This is a genomic window from Hydrogenobaculum acidophilum (genome assembly GCF_054656715.1).
Window position 1 is genome coordinate 55,525 of record NZ_BAAHXP010000006.1, and the last position, 20,230, is coordinate 75,754.

Annotated in this window: 17 protein-coding genes and 1 tRNA gene; 13 read left to right on the plus strand and 5 right to left on the minus strand. The window is 33.8% G+C overall.

All coding sequences use genetic code 11. The annotated features are described in order from the left end of the window. Positions 1–4: 4 nt before the first annotated feature. The 4 genes from sfsA to ACYQZV_RS04685 form a co-directional block, all read right to left on the minus strand. Entirely contained in the window at positions 5–670 is a 666-nt protein-coding gene (gene sfsA, locus ACYQZV_RS04670; RefSeq protein ID WP_459893721.1) for a DNA/RNA nuclease SfsA, read from the minus strand. Continuing rightward, complete coding sequence (locus ACYQZV_RS04675) at positions 660–2,972, minus strand: ring-infected erythrocyte surface antigen domain-containing protein (protein WP_459893723.1); 2,313 nt, start codon at positions 2,970–2,972, stop codon at positions 660–662. Before ACYQZV_RS04675 ends, sfsA begins: the two co-directional genes overlap by 11 nt. A gap of 71 nt (positions 2,973–3,043) precedes the next feature. Further along, a complete protein-coding gene (locus ACYQZV_RS04680) occupies positions 3,044–3,463 on the minus strand; it encodes a Fur family transcriptional regulator (protein WP_459893725.1) in 420 nt (139 codons plus the stop codon). A 97-nt stretch (positions 3,464–3,560) separates the two neighbouring features. Continuing rightward, complete coding sequence (locus ACYQZV_RS04685; RefSeq protein WP_459893727.1) at positions 3,561–5,606, minus strand: TonB-dependent receptor; 2,046 nt, start codon at positions 5,604–5,606, stop codon at positions 3,561–3,563. Between the two features lie 219 nt (positions 5,607–5,825). Between ACYQZV_RS04685 and ACYQZV_RS04690 the strand changes: the two genes are divergently transcribed. From ACYQZV_RS04690 to ACYQZV_RS04740, 11 genes are all read left to right on the plus strand, one after another. Next, a tRNA-Arg gene (locus tag ACYQZV_RS04690) sits at positions 5,826–5,899 on the plus strand. A gap of 86 nt (positions 5,900–5,985) precedes the next feature. Further along, on the plus strand, positions 5,986–7,074 hold the full coding sequence (locus ACYQZV_RS04695) for an N-acetylmuramoyl-L-alanine amidase family protein (RefSeq protein WP_459893729.1): 1,089 nt from the start codon (positions 5,986–5,988) through the stop codon (positions 7,072–7,074). Beyond that, complete coding sequence (locus tag ACYQZV_RS04700) at positions 7,071–8,300, plus strand: D-alanyl-D-alanine carboxypeptidase family protein (protein ID WP_459893731.1); 1,230 nt, start codon at positions 7,071–7,073, stop codon at positions 8,298–8,300. The genes ACYQZV_RS04695 and ACYQZV_RS04700 overlap by 4 nt, the downstream gene beginning before the upstream one ends. A gap of 133 nt (positions 8,301–8,433) precedes the next feature. After that, positions 8,434–9,324, plus strand: a complete 891-nt coding sequence (locus ACYQZV_RS04705; protein WP_459893733.1) for a c-type cytochrome — start codon at positions 8,434–8,436, stop codon at positions 9,322–9,324. Between the two features lie 11 nt (positions 9,325–9,335). Further along, positions 9,336–10,754 carry a cbb3-type cytochrome c oxidase subunit I gene (locus ACYQZV_RS04710; RefSeq protein ID WP_459893735.1) on the plus strand — a complete coding sequence of 473 codons (1,419 nt, stop codon included), beginning with the start codon at positions 9,336–9,338 and terminating at the stop codon, positions 10,752–10,754. A 15-nt stretch (positions 10,755–10,769) separates the two neighbouring features. Continuing rightward, on the plus strand, positions 10,770–11,699 hold the full coding sequence (locus ACYQZV_RS04715; RefSeq protein ID WP_459893737.1) for a cbb3-type cytochrome c oxidase subunit II: 930 nt from the start codon (positions 10,770–10,772) through the stop codon (positions 11,697–11,699). Continuing rightward, complete coding sequence (locus ACYQZV_RS04720; protein ID WP_459893739.1) at positions 11,696–11,992, plus strand: hypothetical protein; 297 nt, start codon at positions 11,696–11,698, stop codon at positions 11,990–11,992. Before ACYQZV_RS04715 ends, ACYQZV_RS04720 begins: the two co-directional genes overlap by 4 nt. Positions 11,993–11,994: 2 nt before the next feature. Next, on the plus strand, positions 11,995–12,234 hold the full coding sequence (locus ACYQZV_RS04725) for a hypothetical protein (RefSeq protein WP_459893740.1): 240 nt from the start codon (positions 11,995–11,997) through the stop codon (positions 12,232–12,234). Between the two features lie 121 nt (positions 12,235–12,355). Then, positions 12,356–14,665 carry a sensor domain-containing phosphodiesterase gene (locus tag ACYQZV_RS04730; RefSeq protein ID WP_459893742.1) on the plus strand — a complete coding sequence of 770 codons (2,310 nt, stop codon included), beginning with the start codon at positions 12,356–12,358 and terminating at the stop codon, positions 14,663–14,665. 16 nt (positions 14,666–14,681) lie between these two features. Further along, the gene (locus tag ACYQZV_RS04735) at positions 14,682–15,509 is read left to right on the plus strand and encodes a class I tRNA ligase family protein (RefSeq protein WP_459893744.1); all 828 of its coding nucleotides are present in this window, start codon (positions 14,682–14,684) and stop codon (positions 15,507–15,509) included. Beyond that, a complete protein-coding gene (locus ACYQZV_RS04740; protein ID WP_459893746.1) occupies positions 15,506–16,123 on the plus strand; it encodes an XRE family transcriptional regulator in 618 nt (205 codons plus the stop codon). Before ACYQZV_RS04735 ends, ACYQZV_RS04740 begins: the two co-directional genes overlap by 4 nt. Here the strand turns inward: ACYQZV_RS04740 and ACYQZV_RS04745 are convergent. Next, complete coding sequence (locus ACYQZV_RS04745; protein WP_459893748.1) at positions 16,115–17,389, minus strand: dihydroorotase; 1,275 nt, start codon at positions 17,387–17,389, stop codon at positions 16,115–16,117. The two genes, ACYQZV_RS04740 and ACYQZV_RS04745, sit on opposite strands and share 9 nt — an antisense overlap. A gap of 63 nt (positions 17,390–17,452) precedes the next feature. On the opposite strand from ACYQZV_RS04745, the gene fsa reads away from it, so the two are divergent. Next, a complete protein-coding gene (fsa, locus tag ACYQZV_RS04750; RefSeq protein WP_459893750.1) occupies positions 17,453–18,106 on the plus strand; it encodes a fructose-6-phosphate aldolase in 654 nt (217 codons plus the stop codon). A gap of 63 nt (positions 18,107–18,169) precedes the next feature. Next, positions 18,170–20,230: a methyl-accepting chemotaxis protein gene (locus ACYQZV_RS04755; protein WP_459893752.1), complete on the plus strand. Its 2,061-nt coding sequence runs from the start codon at positions 18,170–18,172 to the stop codon at positions 20,228–20,230.

The window sequence follows — 20,230 nt, forward strand, 5'->3', positions numbered from 1 at the left end:
TAAATCAAAAAGCCTTTGGTATTTCACCTTTTATAAAAATCTCATTTTCTGACGTATAACAATCAACACAAAGTATATCTATACCTATATCTTTTGCCTCTTTTAGAGCTTTCGAGAAGGCTGGGTCTGTTTCTTCGTTTGGTTTAAAAACCTTTGCATCTGGTCTTTGTACCACAAACACTATCATAGGCTTATACTCTTTTGTTTTATAAATATTTTTTAAAAGCTCTACATGCTTAGTTCCTCTTTCTGAAGGAGCGTCCGGAAACATAGCTATATCTTCTCTTACTAAGTTGACAGATTTTGTTTCTATCACAATTTTATTGTTTATCAATATGTCAAATTTATGAGAGTTACCATATTTTGGCTCTAGTTTTAAGCTTTTAATATCGAATAACCCTTCTTTTTTAGCAAAATCCAAAAACAATTTGGGAGCTAAAAGAGAATCTATATAAACCCAGTATCCATTTTTGTTTACGGCTTTTAAATGCCATTGATATTTACCGCCTTCTTTTTTCTCCAGAAGACCCTTCACTCCTCTTTGTAGAAGCTCTGGTAATCTTCCAGTGTTTCTTATATGTACAAGGGTTTCTTTATTGTCTATTAGGACTTTTGCTACAAATCTATTTAATCTTTCTAAGACTATGCATTCTTTTAACTCAAACTGCATTTACAAGTTCAAAACTTTGGTCTGTCTGATAGTTTTCTTTTTGTTCTTTCTCATCTTTCTTTTGGTCTTTGTTTTCCGAAAATCCCATCTGAGATTCTATAGTAGCTCCATTGATTGTAATGTTTTCTATACTAAAGCCTAAGCTTTGTAAATTCTTCACAAGATCTTTTATTTGATAATCTTTGTAAACTAGCTCTGTATTTGTATTTATTGCTATAGAAAGGTTGTTAGTATTAAATTTTATTTGAAGCGCAGTCCCGTCGTCTAAATTTATATATACGTTTTTCATCAAAACAGGGTTTTTAACTTCTTTTAATACTGTTTTTTCTATCTCTTTAAACACTTTGTCCGTATTGATGATATCGGTGTTATTTTGATGGGTGTTTTGTATATTTTGCTGATAGTTCATGTTAAACCCTTGATTATTGTCCTTGTTGTCTTTTTGTTTATCGCTTGTATTTGTGTTAAAAGCCTGTAAGCTAGCGACATCTTTTATCATATCTTTTATAGGGTTTGCAAAGTCATGTATATTATTTAAGTTTGTCTTTGGTATTGTATCCTTATTTTCTAAGTTTATGGCGTTTATATTTTTTTCAATGTATTGTTTTATATCTTGTTCTTGATTTTTTATATTGTTTTCTTTATATTGCGTTGCTGTATCTAAATTTGTATCTTTCGTGATGTTTTTTGTCATGGTGCTTGTATTTTCTTTGGTTTTGCCGGTGTATCTAATTGGGTTTTCTCTTGCTGTATCTTGTGGTTTTGGAGTTTCTAATATATTGTTTGAATTATCGGATTTAAGTGGATTTTTTGAGATTAAAGTGTCCTCGCTTATGTTAGCTTGCTTATATAACTCTTTGTTTGGTTTCTGGTTGTTTTGAATGTTGTTAGTGCTTGTATTTTCTTTGGTTTTACTCATATCCTTATAAGCTGTCTTATTATCTATGATTTTATTTTGGGTGTTGCTGTCTTTTGTTTTAAAAGATTTGATATCTTGGTTTATTTCATTTGATTTTAATATGTTTTGATAAGTCTCTAGCGTTGAGTCCTTTGCAAAATTGGTATTTTTTTGGATATCTTCTTGGTTGTTGGATTTGTTTACATCTTTTGTAGATTCTGTGTTATCAAGACTTAAATCTTGTGTAACTTTTGGGTCTTGATTTTGGTCTGAGTTAGCCTTCGATGTGCTACCTTTTGTGGAATTTGATATTATATTGTATTCATTTTCTTTATCGGGCATGTTAATATGTTTTGTTGTTATTGTGATTTCTTTAGAATGTTTGCTTATGTCTTTTTGTTTCTCTTTTTGGTTGGGAAGTTCTATGCTAAGCTCTATATCTTTTGATGAATAGGTTATTTTATGGCTAGTTTCATTGTCTTTATTTGAGGTATCTTCGGTAGGTGTTTGTTGTACTTTAGCAAGTATATAATGCTCAGATATATTATCTAAAGTATCTTGATGAATGTATGTATTTATAGGCATAGACTCAGCATCTTTATAAGATGTAGTTTTAGCATCTGTATTGTTTGTTAAATTTATTGAGGTGGTGGCTTTTCTGATAGTATCGTCGATTACTTTGTTGGATGAGTCTATGTTTTGTTTGGAAATTTCGCTTAGTGGTTTAGGCTCTTTTGGGATATCTATGTTTATTGAGATTTTTGATGGATGAGTATCTTTTAACGTGTTGTTTGGTAGTTTTTGAGCTTTTAAAGAAAAAAGTGGCTTAGAAGTATTGCTCGTTTGTGATATTATCTCGAAGGAAAAAGAGGCTATATACGCTGATATGTCTTTTTTAGAAAAGATATGCTGGTCTAGGTTTGATAACACGGTATCTAAAAACTTTGAATCTTTGCCTATTGATATTTCTTCTTGTATTGATATAGAAATGAAGATGCTTTCGTTTGGTTTTGGGGTTTTTATATCTTTTATGATGCTTTCTATACTTTTGCTGTCAAAGTTTGGATTTATGTCTTTTGACAAGTTTTCTATATCTTTTAATATATTGATTATTGATGTTTTAGCTTTATCATTTAACTTTGATAAATCTATCTTCTCGTCTAGGTTTTGGCTTTTGCTTTTGAAAGATATATTTGATATGTTTTGAAAAAAGCCTAGAATATCTTGAAGTATTTTGCTTATGTCTGTTAAGATTTTATCTTTAGTTTGTTTTTGTGGCTGAAGGGAGTATAGGATATCTTTAAAGTCTTCGTTTGATGTATTGGTACTTTCTGTGGCTTTGAGATTTGCCGAGTTATCTATTGGATTTATAAGCCTATCCAAAAAATTGCCAACACTTAGCATATGCTAAATATAAAAATATTTTCAAAATATCTTATGATATAAATAATATCTAAATCTAAATTTAAATAGGCTTAATTTTCATTGGTTTTAATACATTCTTTACAAATACCATAAATAAACACTTCAAATGTGGTACTGTAAGCCATATGTTCATTTTTTATATTACTTAAGTCTATATATATAGGTTCCAAATCGTAAATATTTCCACAATGTTCACATATGAAGTGAGAGTGCGGTTCTATGTTTGGGTCGAAATATGTCTTATCTTCTAAATAAATAGTTTTTGCAAGGCCTATATCCACAAGTGTATTTAATGTGTTGTAAACTGTAGACAAAGATATATAAGGAAATCTTTCTTTTACCATACCATACAGGGATTCAGCGCTAGGATGATCCTTGGATCCTAAAAATAAGTCAAGCACATATTCCCTTTGAGGTGTAATTTTGTATCCTAACTCTCTAAGTTTACCAATCGCAAACGCTTTTTTCATAAGAAAAAATATAAATTTAAATTTATTATTAAAAATGATTTAAAATATAAAAAAGGAGGACAAAGCCTCCCTTAAGAGAATAGGAATGGACAAAAGCTTAAAAACTATAAGAGATGTTTGTATAAAATGTCCTGCCGGGTTCTGGAAGTTTTATACCTTGGTTAAATGGATTTGAGTAGTAATCGTTGTAAGAGTAATACTCTTGGTTTAGAGCGTTGTCACCCCCCGCTGTGAATGTAAAGTTTTTGTAGTTAAAACCGGCTTTTAGGTTAACAAGAGCATATCCTGGTACTTTTTGCTCTTTTAAGTCAGAGTTTACGTTGTTTTGGGTGGATGCGAGGATGGTTTGGATTTCTCCAAAATATACGTGGTTGTCGTATCTTAAAGAAAGCACTTCTCTTAAAGGCGGGATGTCTGGTAGGTTTGGACTGGTGATATGTTTTGAGGCATTTGTGATTTGATAGCCCCGCACATAGGATGTTTTTGAATTAACACTTAGAGTGTCTGTTATAAAGTAAGTGGCTCCTATGTTTACGCCGTTCATAAAAGCGGTGGTGTTCCAATACTCGTTTATCACATAGGGCTTGTTCATAACTTTGGCGTTAAACTGGGTTATGGTGATATAATCTGTTATATACCTATAAAAAGCATCGAGACTAAACCTAAACTTATCGTAGCTTGAATTTAAACCTATATCAAACTCGTTGTTTTGAGCGGGTTTTAAGTCTGGGTTTCCTATCCAAAGGGAGTTTGGCTTACCCATAGAACCCATGTTGAATAGATATATATACCTTTCTTCTGGGTCTGGTACTCTTACTACATGACCAAAACCTATGTAGGCGGTGTTGTTTTGATTTAGGTCTTCTTCAAGCTTTACATATCCGCTTAGATATGTGTCGGTTTTGTCAGAGGGGTTTACTCCGTAAAGTTTGATGAATGCGTTTGGATAAGCCATAAAATTTTTAGCTATCAAAGAGTTATCTGGGGAGGATTTGGTGTTGTCAAGTCTTAATCCTGCTTTTAGTTTTAGGCTTTTAGTAATATGAAAATCTCTTTTGGTATAAGCTCCTATGTTTGTGATAAAAACATCTGGGATAATATAAGGTGGGGTCATACGCATAGGGGTTTGATTTACCGCATACCAATCCCTTCTATAAACATCTATACCAAAGGTGGTGCCAAATATATCTGAGGACAGAGAGCTTCCATAAGTTTTGGTTCTGGCATAAGTAGCCATGTACATAGGGGATTGCCTAAACTGGTTTGTCATAAGATGATACACATCAGCATAATAGGCTCTAAGTTTTAGGTTTTTAATATCTTGTGAAATATCATCCTTATCTATGTGAAAATTAACAATATTTGACCTATCGTATATAGCGTCCATACTAAGGAATGGATACAGCACGTTGTTGGCGGATTGTTTTATGTAAGATATGCCTATATCTGTATCGGTGGTAGGGGTAAAGCCAAACTTTGCAAAGTAAGAGTTTATGTTGAAATCGTGAGTAGGTGTAGATTTATACTCGTTTTTCAGATAATCTGTTATCTTGACTCCGTGGGCGTCTTTGTAGGGTTCTGCGGTTTTAAAGGAGTATCCGCCCACAAAGTAAAACTTTCCATTGTTGAAAGAAAACTCCGCGTTTGGATTTAAAAATCCGTAAGAATTTGCATTAAAAGAAACATTGCCGTGAATGCCGAGCTTTGGATATATGGTTTTCACATCCACGAGCCCACCCATAGACCCTTGATGGGACACGTTGTAAGGTCCATACACGATTTTAACCCCTTGGATAAAGTTAAGAGGTATGTGAAAAGCTGGCACATCCATCCTCGCAGGACAAGCTCCGTATATCCTCGCTCCGTCTATAAGCACGTTTATATTGTCCCTGTTTAACCCATTTAACACTATGTCGTTTGCTATCACACCTTTTGAATAGTTAAAAATACCAAGTTGATTGTTTAAACTTTGCGCTAAATCTACGGCATCATTCCTTTCAAGGATTTCTTTGCTTTTAAAAGCCTCAAAACCTTTGGGATGACCAAACACTTTTAGGGGTTTTAACAAAAACACTTGGGATAAGTCTTGCGCATAAACAGCGCCGGAAAATACAGCTAAGCCAAGTAGGAGCTTTTTCACCATTCTCTATCCTCCTTTTGTTATGATTTTAACATATAATTTTTAGAAAGTCAAGTGAAATTAGAGTTGATTTTAAAATATAATTATCATGATAGATGGTTAAAGAAGTTTATACCTTATCCAATGAAAATGTGATATAATAAAACTTTATTTAATTTGAGGTTATATATTTGCTTTTTACGGTTTATTTAGCTGTTTAACAGTTTTAATATTTGATTTTTAGTCTCCGTAGCTCAGTAGGATAGAGCGCGAGATTCCTAATCTCGAGGCCGGCGGTTCGACTCCGCCCGGAGACGTATAAAATAGTTTGCAATTTGCAAAATCATAGCTTTTACATAAAACCTTTATCTTAAATTTATACTTATATTTTAAAATCTATAAGATGAGAAGAGTGCTTTTTGTAGTTTTGCTTTTAGCTGTTGGCATATCGAGGGCATCGATTCTAGACATAAGAAAAGGCTATTATCCAAATAAAATAAGATATGTATTTGACGTAAGAAATATACACAGGTTTAATGTAAAAAATCTGGGAAAACTTCTTATAATTAAAATCTCAAAACTAAAAGTTTTTTATAGGCTGCCGTTTATACCTTCTAAAGTATATTATTTTAAACTATATAATCCAGAGAGGCTTGTAATAGATATATATAAACCAAAAGTTAAACAGCATTTTAAGATGCATGTCAAAAGCCAAGTAAAAGTTTCTTATATTCCTGCATTTCTATATAGTAGACCATTTGGTAAAAAGGTAGTAGTTATAGACCCAGGGCACGGTGGAAAAGACCCTGGTGGCATAGGGCTTTACGGTGTGGAAGAAAAAAATGTAGTTTTGGCTATAGGTAAAAAGCTTGATTATTTTTTAAGACATGATCCTAGATTCAAAGTTATTATGACAAGGGATAAAGATGTATTCGTACCTCTTCAAGAAAGAGCGATGATTGCTATAAAAAATAGAGCGAATTTATTTATAAGTATACATTGCAACATAGCTCCAGATCATATAGAATGGCCGCATGGAACAAATATATATTATTTGTCTTCAGCCGGTATAAATAGAAAATACAACGAACTTGTTAAAAACGTAAGTTTTGATAGAACAGTATTTGGAAGCGCATTGGATGTAAATAGCTTATCTGCTAGAAAGGTACTGGCTAAGATGGCTTTAAATATAACAAAGAATCAAAGTTATATATTTGCAAAAGATTTAGCATTTTTCTTAAATAAAGAGCTAGATAGACATGTAACATTACATAATATTCATAGAAGAAATTTTGTGGTATTAAGAACACCTGGTATACCTTCTGTGCTTGTGGAAACTGGATTCTTAACAAATAAAGAAGATGTAAGAAGGCTGACAAATTCACGGTATCAATGGAAATTTGCGAAGGCAATGTACGATGCTATAGTATATTACTTTTTTGGAAATAGATATCGTTACGATATCAATAAAAGCTTGGAATCGCCATTATGAAGAGTATAGATAATAGTATAAAGTGGAAAAAATTTAAAAGAAGATTGGCGTTGATAGGAGTGTTGGTAATATTGTTTTTGGTTGTTTTCTGGCTTTTAAAACCAAGCGATAAGCCTAAAATTGTGTTAACAATAAAAAATATAAGTATACCTGGTAAATTAAATCTAGAGATTCCTAAAAACGATAAAATATACGCTATAGGTACAGTTAACGATGGAATATTAATAAAACATCATGCTAACAAAGAATGGCCTTTAGCTAGTTTAACAAAAATAATGACTGCTTATGTTGTATTAAAAGCTCATCCGTTAAAAGAAGGAGAAAATGGTCCAAAAGTAAAAATTACACGTGATGATGTATTAGAGTATAAAAGATTTAAAAATGAAGGACAGTCTGTAGCGAAGGTATTTAATGGTGAAAGTTTAAGCGAGAGAAAGCTTTTGGAGGGGATGTTGATTCCTTCTGCAAATAATTTTTCTTATATAATAGCGAAGTGGGATAGCGGTAATGTAAAAACTTTTGTTAAGGAAATGAATGAAACAGCTTATTCTCTAAATCTGAAAAGCACCCATTACGTGGGCCCAGCTGGGGCAAAACCTGGAAACATAAGCAACGCTTTGGATCAATTTATATTGGCCAAGAAAGTGATGAAAATAAAAACCTTCAGGCATATTGTAGCTATGCCTCAGACATTTATTCCAAAAGAGGGAGTTGTTTACAATGTAAATTATGATTTAGGTGCAGATGGAATACAGGGTATAAAAACTGGCACATCTTCTAGGGCTTTAGGCAATTTCATCTTTTACGCAGTAAAACATAACATCCATATACTTGGGGTTTTGCTTGGGGTAAATGGTAGAAGCCCTCTTATGGATGCATTAAAGGATGCTAAATACATAGTAAAGCAACTTTTTGGTGAACTTTTTAAAGAAGACGTTGTTAAAAAGGGTGAAAAAATAGGTTTTCTAAGAATAGGTGATAAGCAAGTAAAATTGATCGCTACAAAAACCTTAGTCATGACAGGATATCCTGGTCTTAAAATTAGGTTTTCAATATCTGTTTGTAAACATATTAAACTTCCCATGAAAGCTTATAAAAAAATCGGATATTTAGAAGTTGCTTTGAATAATGTTAAAAAACGAATTCCAGTAGAAGTATTGAATAATATAAACTCGCCTTCTATAGTTGATAAAATACGAAGTATTTATAAGTTAATCAATATATAGCTATGTTTGTGCAAGAAAATTTATTATGTAATCGTTTACTTACAACATTATAATGATATTAAGTCATTGAAATGAAATAATAGTGATATTACAATAGGTTCTTAGATAGGTTTTATCCTAAAGGAGGATAGGAATGGACAAAGAGCGATCTAAGAATCGTGAAAGTCCTGACAAAAAGTCAGGCAAATGGTTTGGGTTAGTAGCGGCAGCTGCTATATCTGTGGGTTTTGCAGCTTTTATAATGTATATTAATCCTAAATCATCTCAGGCTAGGGTAGAAAGCTATCCGATTAATAGTAGGGCTGAGATGATAAGAATAGGAAAACAAATTTATGACCAAAGATGTAGTGGCTGCCACGGGCTTAATGGTAAGGGTGATGGTCCAGCCGCTCAGTTCTTTCGCGTCAAACCAAGGGATTTCACCACATGTCTTTACAAATTCAAGAGCACTCCAGGTACATCGCTTCCTACGAATGCAGATCTTCTAAGAGTTCTTAAAAATGGTGTTCCTTCAACAGCTATGCCCGCGTTTCCACATTATAGTGACCAAGAACTCATGGATGTAATAGAGTACATCAAGACATTTTGTCCGGATTGGAGTAAACTAAAAGCAGAGTCTCAACCTCCTCCAGAGAATTGGGAAGCACTAAAACCTCCTCCGTTTTTGGGCACTCCAGACTCTATAGCAAAAGGCAAAGTATTGTTTGAGCAAAACTGTGCAGCATGTCATGGTATAAATGGCCAAGGCGATGGTCCAGCTGCTCTTTCTATACATGACCCTTCTGCAGAATGTCAAAAATGGGATGGTAATAAGTGTGTAGAAAGACCGCTTGAAAGACCAGCAAACCTAACTCTTGGTATATTACCCGGTGTATATGATGTGAATGAGATATATAAAACCATAACTATGGGTGTGTTAGCTGGTACTACAGGTGGTATGCCATCGTTTTCATCGTTGTCTAGCAACGATAGATGGAATCTTGTTTCTTACGTACTATTTTTAATGGGTAAAACCCAAAAGTAAGGAGGATAAAAATGAAGCAGCAACAAGAGCTTGTTTATACAGATTTGGTGAAGGCTCATATGTTAATGGGTCTTATAGATTTGTTGCTTGTGATGATATTTGGGCTTACTTATTCTTTGACATTTCTAAATATTCACATAGTGGACCCATATATGTCACCGGTAAGGTTAAGATTTAATCATACAAATGTCGCTGCATATGGATTTTTAGCTAACTGCATAACTGGCGCTTTATATTGGGCAGTACCACGTATGACAGGACATCCAGTGTGGAACAGAGCTTATGGATGGCTTCTTTGGGCGGCTCTTCAAGTAGCTGGTATAGGTACTGTAATATCTCTTCTTTTCTTTGGTGGCACAATGCTAGGAGGACCAGAGTTAACAAGATGGATAGGCCCTCAATCTGTGGAATGGTCTGAAACGCCATTTATAATGGATGTACCTATTACACTATGGCTCTTTGTGGTAATACCTCAATTTTTAGTGCCAATAATAAAAGCCTCAAAAGAAAAACCTTTGTATACTGGTTTATGGTATATAACAGCAGGTCTTGTATGGACTCCAATGGTGTATGTGCTGGGTAATTATCCAAGTGTGTTTTTCTATCCTGGTGCAGCAGGAGCAGCTCTTAACGGTACTTTTATACATGACCTCGTCGGTTTATATGTTACACCTATGGGGTGGGGTTTGATGTACTATTTTGTACCTAGGGTTCTTCAAAAACCAATATGGTCTCATGGTTTAGGACTTTTAGGTTTTTGGGGATTGGCTTTCTTCTATCCTGCTCAAGGTGTTCACCACTATTTATGGTCTCCGATACCGATGTTTGCTCAATATGCTGCTGTATTTGCCACAATAGCTATAGAAATAGTGGTTACTACGGTGCTTGTTAACTTCATGATGACCTTAAGAGGTTCTTATGGTGCCATGAAGGAAGATATGCCTTTAAGATGGTTTTATGTAGGTATGATAAACTATTGGATAACTTGTTTCCAATGTTCTATACAGGTGCTATTAACTACTCAAAAGGTTATACACTTTACAGACTGGGTAACAGGTCACGCGCACCTTATAATGTTTGGTACGTTTGGTTTCTGGCTTTTAGGAATGTATGAACACATAGTACCAAGAATGTACGGTTTAAAATACACATATTCAAGACCCCTATCAGAAACAGCTTTCTGGTTTATGTTGATAGGGATTGAGGTAATGTTTGTAGATTTAGGAGTAGCAGGCATAGCAGAAGGTTTTGCTTGGATCGCTCAAGTACCTTTCATAGATTCTGTTAATCTCGGTAAGCCTTTCTGGTGGGTACGTACAGCATCAGGTATATTTATATTCATAGGTTATATAGCTTACTTCTACAACATATTAAAGACAATGTCTGTAGGAAGGGCATATCAAGCCTCTACAAAAGTGGCAACAGCTTAAAGGAGGAAATAAACTATGGCATCCGGTGGAAGAGCGATACACGAAAGGTGGGCTTTTATATTCTTTTTAGCTGGTATAGGGTTTTTTGTAACTGGCACCTTTATACAAGGTGTTTTACCTATAATTGTGCTTGGTGGTACCAGTAAAATGAAAACCAAAGACCAAGTGGTAGCTGAAGGCTTTTATAAAAGACAGTTTCCAGAGATTATTCAGCTTTTAGCTATGTACCCTAACTTGTGGAAAAAATATTACAACGTTCCAGACCAATATTTCTATACGGCTCCTCCAGCAGTGCAAAAACAAATCATAAAAGGAGTAGCTCAGGCTATAAGTGACGGAAGATGGATATATATGGCAGAAGGATGTTGGCAATGCCATTCTCAATTTGTAAGACCGGTATCTAACGAGCCGGCTTACTATGGTCACGTATCAGTGCCTAGCGAATATGACAATACACTATTTTTGCCTCACCTCTTTGGTACCGAAAGAAAAGGTCCAGACCTTATAAGAGAAGCTGGTAAGAAGGGCGTAGAATGGCATTTGGCACACTTCGTCAATCCACAATATACAGTCCCTGGCTCTATAATGCCAAGGTTTGCTAAGTTTGTGGACTTGAAAGATGGAAAGCCTGTTTTAACACCTGTAAACCCTAACGATGCTTATGCTTCGCTAAACCCAGAGCCTACTAAATATGGTTTGGCTGTAATAACCTATCTTGAATGGTTAGGTAGTTGGTTTAGACCAAGATTTTTTGATGAGTGGCGTAAAGAAGTGCAAGAAGAGCAACAAAACCCACAAGCTATGCAGGCTGCTATGGCTACTACAACTCCAAGTTCAAACTCTTCTAATGCAAGCAATAGTTCTTCAAACTCTTCTAATTCTACTTCTTCCAATGGCTCTAATGCAAAATCTCCTACGCCGGCATCTTCAGGAGCTTCAAAATGAGCAAGGGTAGAAAGATATTTTTGATTACAATGGTTATTGCGGTAGTGCTTATGGCTGGCATTCCATTTTCCTATAGGCTCATAAGTTGGGCCATAGTAGGAACTTCTGCCAGCGATGACGCCCACTCTGTGTTTATAGTTATAACTACTACCTATTTGTTTGGTATGTTAACTTTTGCTTCTTTCTTTATGTGGGCTTTCTTAAGAGGTGAGTTTAACAACATAGAAGCCTCTAAGTTTGATATGATAGACATGGACAAAAGATACGATAGGATTGAGCATACGGAGGTGTAATTATGGCTGATGTTAAGAAAAGATATTTAACACCTGCAGAGCCAGATTATAAGGTAGGTGGATATCAAGGGAATAAGATACCGTTGATGGTAATTATTATGTGGCTTATGTTTATAGTGTTGGCAGTGACGTACACTATTGTGGATGTGATACCTGACTTATCAGATTGGTTTAAGGGTTGGCCTGTGGACAAAGCTCAGTGGTATCACTTCTACAAATACTATGGAAATCAAAATCCTTAATTCTATATTCGTTTGCAATGGGGGCATCCCCCATTGTTTTAACATAAAATACATCAATAAATAAATTGTGCGAACACTATAAAATATTTTATAATAGTTATATGTCTATAATTAGTTTGCTATGAAGATAGAAGCTCTTAAACATATAAAATTCCATTTAGACGCCATCGAGAAAAAATATAATTTTGTATTTACCTGGATAGGCTTAAAGAAAAGTGATTATACGGTGTTTCCACTTGTAATATCTAAGGAAAACGAAGATTATTTGAAATATGTAAAATTAAGGTGGGATGATTCACCGTATGGTAATGCGCCGGTTGGCATGTCAATCAAAACTGGGCAACCTCAATATTCAAATGATATGTTAAAAGACAACAGATTTGAGCCAGTTTACGAGCTTTTGAGAAAGAAAAATTTTTTATCTATGATTTCTATACCTTTATTTAAAGAAAATAATCAAGTGTTTGGGGTATTTGTAGCATATAAAGACGAAATAAATTTTTTTGATGATGAAAGGATAAAAAGTATAGTCAAAGATATTGAAATAATAAATAAAGATTTGCTTAAAATATTTAAGGATAGCGTAGAAATAGAAGAGAAGATTAATGAATATCTTAGTATGTTATACGATATAATAACATATATCAATAAAGGTACAGCATCTAACATAGACCCAAAGTATTTAACGGTTGATGTTTTAAATGATTTAGATAAACTATTAAATGCTGATGGGTCACAATTTATCATCTACAATAAAACAGATAATAAACTTGAAATGCTTGCAGCCTCTGATTTATTTTTGGAAAATTTTGATAAGCCGTCCTTTGACTTGGAGATGTTTGGGGGGTTATCACCATTTGTAAAACATTATATGGAAAAAGAGCATGCAGCAAACATAGATTATGAACATGATCCTTATGCCTCAAAATATTACGTAGAAAGAGGGTTAAAATTTATAAATTCTACCTCTATAAACGCTTATATATATAATAAAGATACAGCTTGCATGCTTCTTCTGGCTAGGAAAAATGAAGCCCTTATATCAGAAACAGAGTTAAACATATTAAAATTTATAAACCAAGCTTTGTTTAGTGTTTTTGTAACAAGAAAATACTTAAGAGATATAGACTCTTTACACATACATCTTGAAGAAGTAGCTACAAAAGACCCATTGACGGGATTTTATAACAAAGAAACCTTTGATTTGTTTTTGGAACAAGAAGTAAAAAAATCAATCTCAAGAAGAATGCCAAACTCTTTTAGCTACATATTGATAGATATAGATAATTTTAAATATATAAACGATGCCTATGGTTATCAGATAGGTGATATAGTTATAAAAGAGTTAGCAAATATAATAAAATCTAACACGAGAAACCAAGATATATTAGCTAGGATAGGTGGCGATGAATTTGGAATAATAGCTCAAGATACAAAAGTACACTCTGCAAAAGTCATCATGGAAAGTCTCAATGAAAAATTAAACTCTCAACCTATAACAATAAACAATCAAAAGATATATATAAGTATTTCTGTCGGTATATCAACGTGTTTTGAAGAAAAAGATGATTTTTCTTGTTCTAAAGAAGAGGTAAAACTGTTGGCGGAGGAAGCCCTAAGGCAAGCAAAAAGAACTGGTAAATCAAACGTAGTTATAGCTTCTTACAAAGATAAAACCAAGCAATACATATCGAAGTATGAGCTTATAAATAAAGCTATAAACGATAACTTGATAGAACCAGCTTTTCAACCAATCTTTGATTTGCAAACAGGCAATGTGTTTGGTTTCGAGTCTCTTTGTAGAATAAGGTTTAACAACAGCATTGTATATCCAGACCAGTTTATAGAAGAGGCCGAGGAGTTGGGGCTTATAAATAAAATAGATTTACTCACTATAAGAAAAGCCTGCGAAAGAATTTCAAGTATAAAGAATAAAAACGGTGTTGATTTTACGCTTTTTGTAAATATAAGTGCAAAAGCCTTTAAGGATAAAGCATTTTTCCAAGAGATAGTAAATATTGCAAAAACATACGGCATGCAAAATAGGCTCTACATAGAGATAACGGAAAGAGAATCTCTTTCTAGTTTAGAAAAATTCGAAGAAATAGAGGAATTTCTAAAGTATTACGGTATACATTTTGTTATAGATGATTTTGGTAGTGGTTATTCTTCGTTTTTGTATCTTAAGTTTATAAAAACTGAAATATTAAAAATAGATGGGGCTTTTATTAAAAGCCTAACAAAAAACGACAGAGATAAAGCTATAGTAAAAGGTATAAATACAACTGCAAAGCATCTCAATACAAAAACTCTAGCAGAATTTATAGAAGATGAGGAAACTCTCATAGAATTAAAAAATATAGGTATAGATTATGGACAAGGGTATTATCTTGGTAAACCATCTTTTGACTTTGAAAATTTTCTTAAATAATTTATAATATGATGCTATGAAGATAAAAGATTTTCTTAAAGAGAACAAAATAAGCTTTGGCGATAATGTAAGATTTTTATTGGAAAAACTAGGTAAAGAACATTTAGAAAGTCAAATAGAAGCAAAGCTTGGTGAACCAGCCAAAATGTCGAAATCAAAAGCTAATACGGTAGATCCAGCTACAGCTATAGAAAAATATGGTGCAGATACCATAAGGCTCTATATACTCTTTGCAGCCCCACCAGAACAAGACTTTGAATGGATAGAAACTTCTATAGAAGGTATACACAGGTTTTTGAGAAGACTTTACAACTTTGTGATTTCAAATTTATCGATATTAAAAGCTCAATACAAAGAACAAACTAAAACCAAAGAATTATATTATGAGATAAATAGATGTATTCAAAGGTACCGAAAAGATTTAGAAAAGTATCAATTTAACACGATGATAGCATCTTTGATGGAGCTTTTCAATTATTTGAGTGATTTTAAACCAAAAACAGAAGAAGATAAATATACGCTAAAATTAGGGGTATTAACACTTTTAAAGTTGCTATATCCGATGGCTCCACATCTTGCAAGCGAGCTTTTAGAAATGATTGAGCACAACGAAAGGATAATGTTGCCAGAGCTAGACGAAAGTGCACTTATAAGAGATAGTATAGAAATTCCAGTGCAAATAAGTGGAAAAGTAAGGAGTGTTATAAGCATACCTTCTGGGGCAGATGAAAAAACGGCTTTAGAAATCGCCATGCTAGATGAAAAGATTAAAAAATATGTTGATGGTAAAGAAATAAGAAAAGTTGTATTTGTAAAAGATAAGCTTCTTAACATAGTAATATGAATGTAGGGCAAAAATTAAAGCATATAAGGGAATCTAAAGGTATATCAAGAAGAGAACTAGCTAAGATGATGGGAAAGGATGAAGTATCTTTTGAACAGTACCTTTATAAATTGGAGTCTGGGAAAATACTAAATCCTGGTATAGAGCTTATAGAAGCAATATCAAAAGCTCTTGGTATAAGCACAAAAGATTTATTGGAAGAGCAAGAAGAGCACAAAGATATTCAGACACTTTTTGCAATACCAATATTAGATGTAAAAGCCGGCGCCGGAAATCCATTTTACGCAGAAGATTACATATATATAAACGATATAGTACCGTCAAAATACGTAAACGCTATAAAAGTAAAAGGCGATTCAATGGAACCCGTTATAAAAGATGGAGAGTATGTGGTTGTGGATACCGCCTCAAAAGATATAATAAATGGGAAGATATATGTTATATCAGACAAGGATGGCGGACTTCTAATAAGAAGAATATACAAACTAAATAACGGTTTTTTAAGGCTTTTACCAGAAAATGAGCTTTATAAAAGTCAAACAGTAAAAACCGAGGAAATAAGGATAATAGGTAAAGCTATAAAAGCCGTAAGCCCTTCCAGAAAATTAACCTAAATATTTATAAACTATTTTACCTTTGTATATAGTGTAAAAAACCTTAGAGGTAAGTATGCTGTTTAAAAACGGTGAATTTGAAGATTTAGAAGGGTTTATATTTTCATCAAAAACCCATTCGTGATTTGGATGCCATAAAACTAAGTTTGCTAAAGCACCTTCTTTTATTGTATTGTTAAAACCAATTATTTTAGCAGGATTTTTTGACATAAGTTTTATTAGGTTTTTAATATCCATAATACCATCTTTTACAAGGCTCATCATTATAGGTAAAGCTACTTGAAAACCAAGCATACCTGCAGCACCTTTGATGGGATGTTTTTTTTCATGCTTTGCGTGAGGGGCGTGGTCTGTAGCAATGCAGTCTATCACACCTTCTTTTAAAGCGTTGATAAGAGCCTCTTGGGTTTTATAATCCCTTATGGGTGGGTTTACTTTAAGAAGCGTTTTTTTCTTAAAAGCCGCAAAACTATTTAAAGCAAGATGGTTTGGGTTCACCTCGCAGGTGATGTTTGCACCCTTTTCTTTAAAAAATTTAATTATATCTATACTCAAAGCAGAAGAAATGTGTTGTATGTGAAGTCTCCCTCCAGTGTGGTAAGAAAGTGTTGCATCTCTTGCAATCATCACCTCTTCTGCATAAGAAGGTCTAAATGGTAGTCCATAAACGCTTGAAAACGCACCTTCATCAAAAGCTCCTTCTTTAACAAAAGCATCGTCTTCGCAATGGTTAGCCACAAAAGAGTCCACTAGAGCGCTTATTTCTAAGGCTTTTAACATAATGTTTTGGTCTTGTACGGGTGCTCCATCATCTGTAAAACATACTGCCCCAGCTTTTTTAAGCTTGTAAAAGTCTGTTAGTTCTTTACCAGCTCTGTTTTTTGTAACACAAGCGCTTACTTTTACATCACAAATTCCTATTTTTTCAGCTTTTAAAAGTATATAAGATATAACGCTTTCGTTGTCTATAGGGGGATTAGTGTTTGGCATACAGACAATTGTAGTGAACCCTCCAAACACGGCCGCTTTCATCCCACTTCCAAGGTCTTCTTTGTAAGTAAATCCTGGGTCTCTTAAATGAGCGTGTAAATCTACAAAAGAAGAGCAAGCTATAAGACCTTTAGCATCTATGATATCTGAGATGTTTTCGTCAATATGTTCTGAGATTTTTTCTATTTTCTCATCTTTTATAAGTATATCAACTACTTTATCGATATTTAAGTCCGGCTCTATAAGTCTTGCACTTTTTATTAAAATAGAATTCATTACAAATCATTATATCAAAATTTTGGTTTATAATAAAATAAATACCAAGAGGAGGTAAAGATTATGCAATTTTTTATAGACACAGCAAACGTAGAAGAGATAAAGCAGGCTATAGATTGGGGTATATTGGATGGTGTTACCACAAACCCAACGCTAGCCGCCAAAACCGGAAGGCCTTTCATGGATGTAGTAAAGGATATACTTAGTTTGGTGGACGGCCCAGTAAGTTTGGAGACGGTATCTTTGGATACAGAAGGTATGGTAAAAGAAGGAAGGTTTTTAGCAGAACTAGGAGACAATGTGGTGGTGAAGATTCCAATGACAAAAGAGGGTATGAAAGCGGTAAACATACTTGAAGAAGAGGGTATCCCTACAAACGTAACGCTTATCTTTAGTCCTATGCAAGCACTCATTGCAGCAAAAGCTGGAGCAAGCTATGTATCGCCTTTCATAGGAAGATTAGACGATATATCTACCGATGGTATGAATCTTGTAAGAGATATAAGGACAATATTTGACAACTATGGTTATGAAACAGAAATAATAGCAGCTAGCATAAGACATCCCATACATGTATTAGAGGCTGCTAAAGCTGGCGCAGATATAGCTACTATCCCTTTTAGTGTCTTAGAATCACTTTTTAAACATCCTCTAACAGATATAGGCATAGAGAAATTTCTAAAAGATTGGGAAAAGGTACCAAACAAACCGTTTTAATTAGTATTACTACAACGACGTTATAATATGAACGAGGAGGGTAGGGATGCATATGAGGGTTTTATGTTTTTAGTTGAAAAAACTTCGTTAAAATTGAAACTGCTGGGGCTAGGTTTAATAACTTTCGCATTGGGGATACTTTACGCATATAGTAGCTATGAAGCTAATTTAAGTTATATGAAACAGATGTCTAGCGAAATGAAGGCAATATCGTTATCAAAGCCTTTGTTTAAGCTTTATATGGATTTAGAATCTGCTAGAATATATAGCCGGTCGTTGGCTGGAGGGAATGTGTCTGTAAAACCGGCCCTAGAAAAAGCTGTAGAAAATGTGGATAGGGATATGAAAATAGCCAAAATAGAAAACGAAAAATACGGCAAAGATATCGGTTCTACAAAAGATTTTGAGCTTTTAGAAAAAACATGGGACAATATGAGGGTTAGAACGTTTTCTTATACCAAAAAAGAAGTTAAAGATAATTACAACAACATTGTTAAGATAGTATATAGAAGGCTGTTGGTAAGAGACTGTTTTGAGAATGGTGCTCTCATAGCAGACCCGGACATGGGTCGAATAAACCTTATTGTAGGCTTATACATAGTGCAAGGACCAGCGATAGATTATCTTGGAAGGCTATCTTCTAGAACATCTCAGGTGCTTTATGACAATCAACTGAAGCCTTCTGATATTACGATGCTTCAAACCATATCAAAGGATACAAGCTTAAGGCTCAACAATTTGAAAAATATATACTATAAAATAGCTTATAGATATAACTCAAGTTATAAAAAAGTTTATTATAGTAATTTCTTGCCGTTTTACAACATAATGACAGACAAATTCTTACCCACTATTCAAGGGATAATAAACAATGGGCCATCTTCTGTTCCACTGCAAAGTTTTTTATCTACATATCAAAAAACACATAGTTTGGCCAAAAAAGAAACAGATTCTATAGTGAATACGCTATATGATGATATAATATCAAATTACGAGGATGCAAAGTATTCACTGATAAAAAGTATAGCAATATCAGTATCTTTGGTGTTTATAAGCTTATCGTTGTTTGTATATCTGTGGATTATTATAAAGAAAGAACTTGATATACTTTTAAAAGCTTCAAAAGATTTAGAGAGCGGTAATCTTCAAACCTCTACAGATATAAATTTCAAAGATGAGATAGCGGAAGTTATTAAAACTATGCTTAGCGGTATATCAATGGTAAATGAAGTTTTGAAAGATATAAAAAAGGTTGTGGAGAACATGGCTAATCTTGATTTTAGCGAAGACATAAAAGTTGAGGCAAAAGGCGATTTAGATACGATAAAAAATAGCATAAACAAAGCTCTTGACTCTCTTAGGGTTTTACTCAACAATCTAGCTGATACAGCCATAAGGTTAGGTTCTAGTGTGGAGGAGTTGTCAGCTACCACGGGGTCTATAGCTCAAGAAAACAAAAACCTTAACGAACAAATAAGCGCTATAGCCTCTTCTGTGGAAGAAGTATCGGCTACTGCTGGGTCTATAGCTTCTAATATGATAAATACTAAAGACGTTGTTAATAAGCTTTTTGATATAATAAAAGATGGTAGTACAAAATTAGAAAAGACTGTTTCCTCTGCTGAGCTTATGGAAAAAATTAGTCAAGAGATAAACGTTATTGTCGAAAATATACTTTACATAACCGAGCAAACAAATCTTTTGGCTTTGAACGCAGCTATAGAAGCGGCTCGTGCTGGTGAAGCTGGAAGAGGGTTTGCCGTGGTGGCGGACGAAGTAAAGAAACTTGCTGAAAAAACAGGTACTTTTGCAAAAAATATCTCTGATATGATTACCAACATTACAAAGGGAATAGAAAATACTGTTACATCTATAAAAGATATTCATAAATATTATAAAGAAATTGAACATATGTCTACTATAGTGCAAGAGTCTTCAGAATCTGTAACTACAGCTGTTGAAGAACAAAATGCTACTGTAAACTCTTTGGCAAACAATATGATAAGTATACGAGAATTCTCTGAAAAATTATCTACTGCAACCGAGGAACTTTTTGCAACATTTAATCAGCTGGCTAAAGTAGCGGAGGAGCTAAAACAAGAGATGTCCAAATTTAAGTTCTAA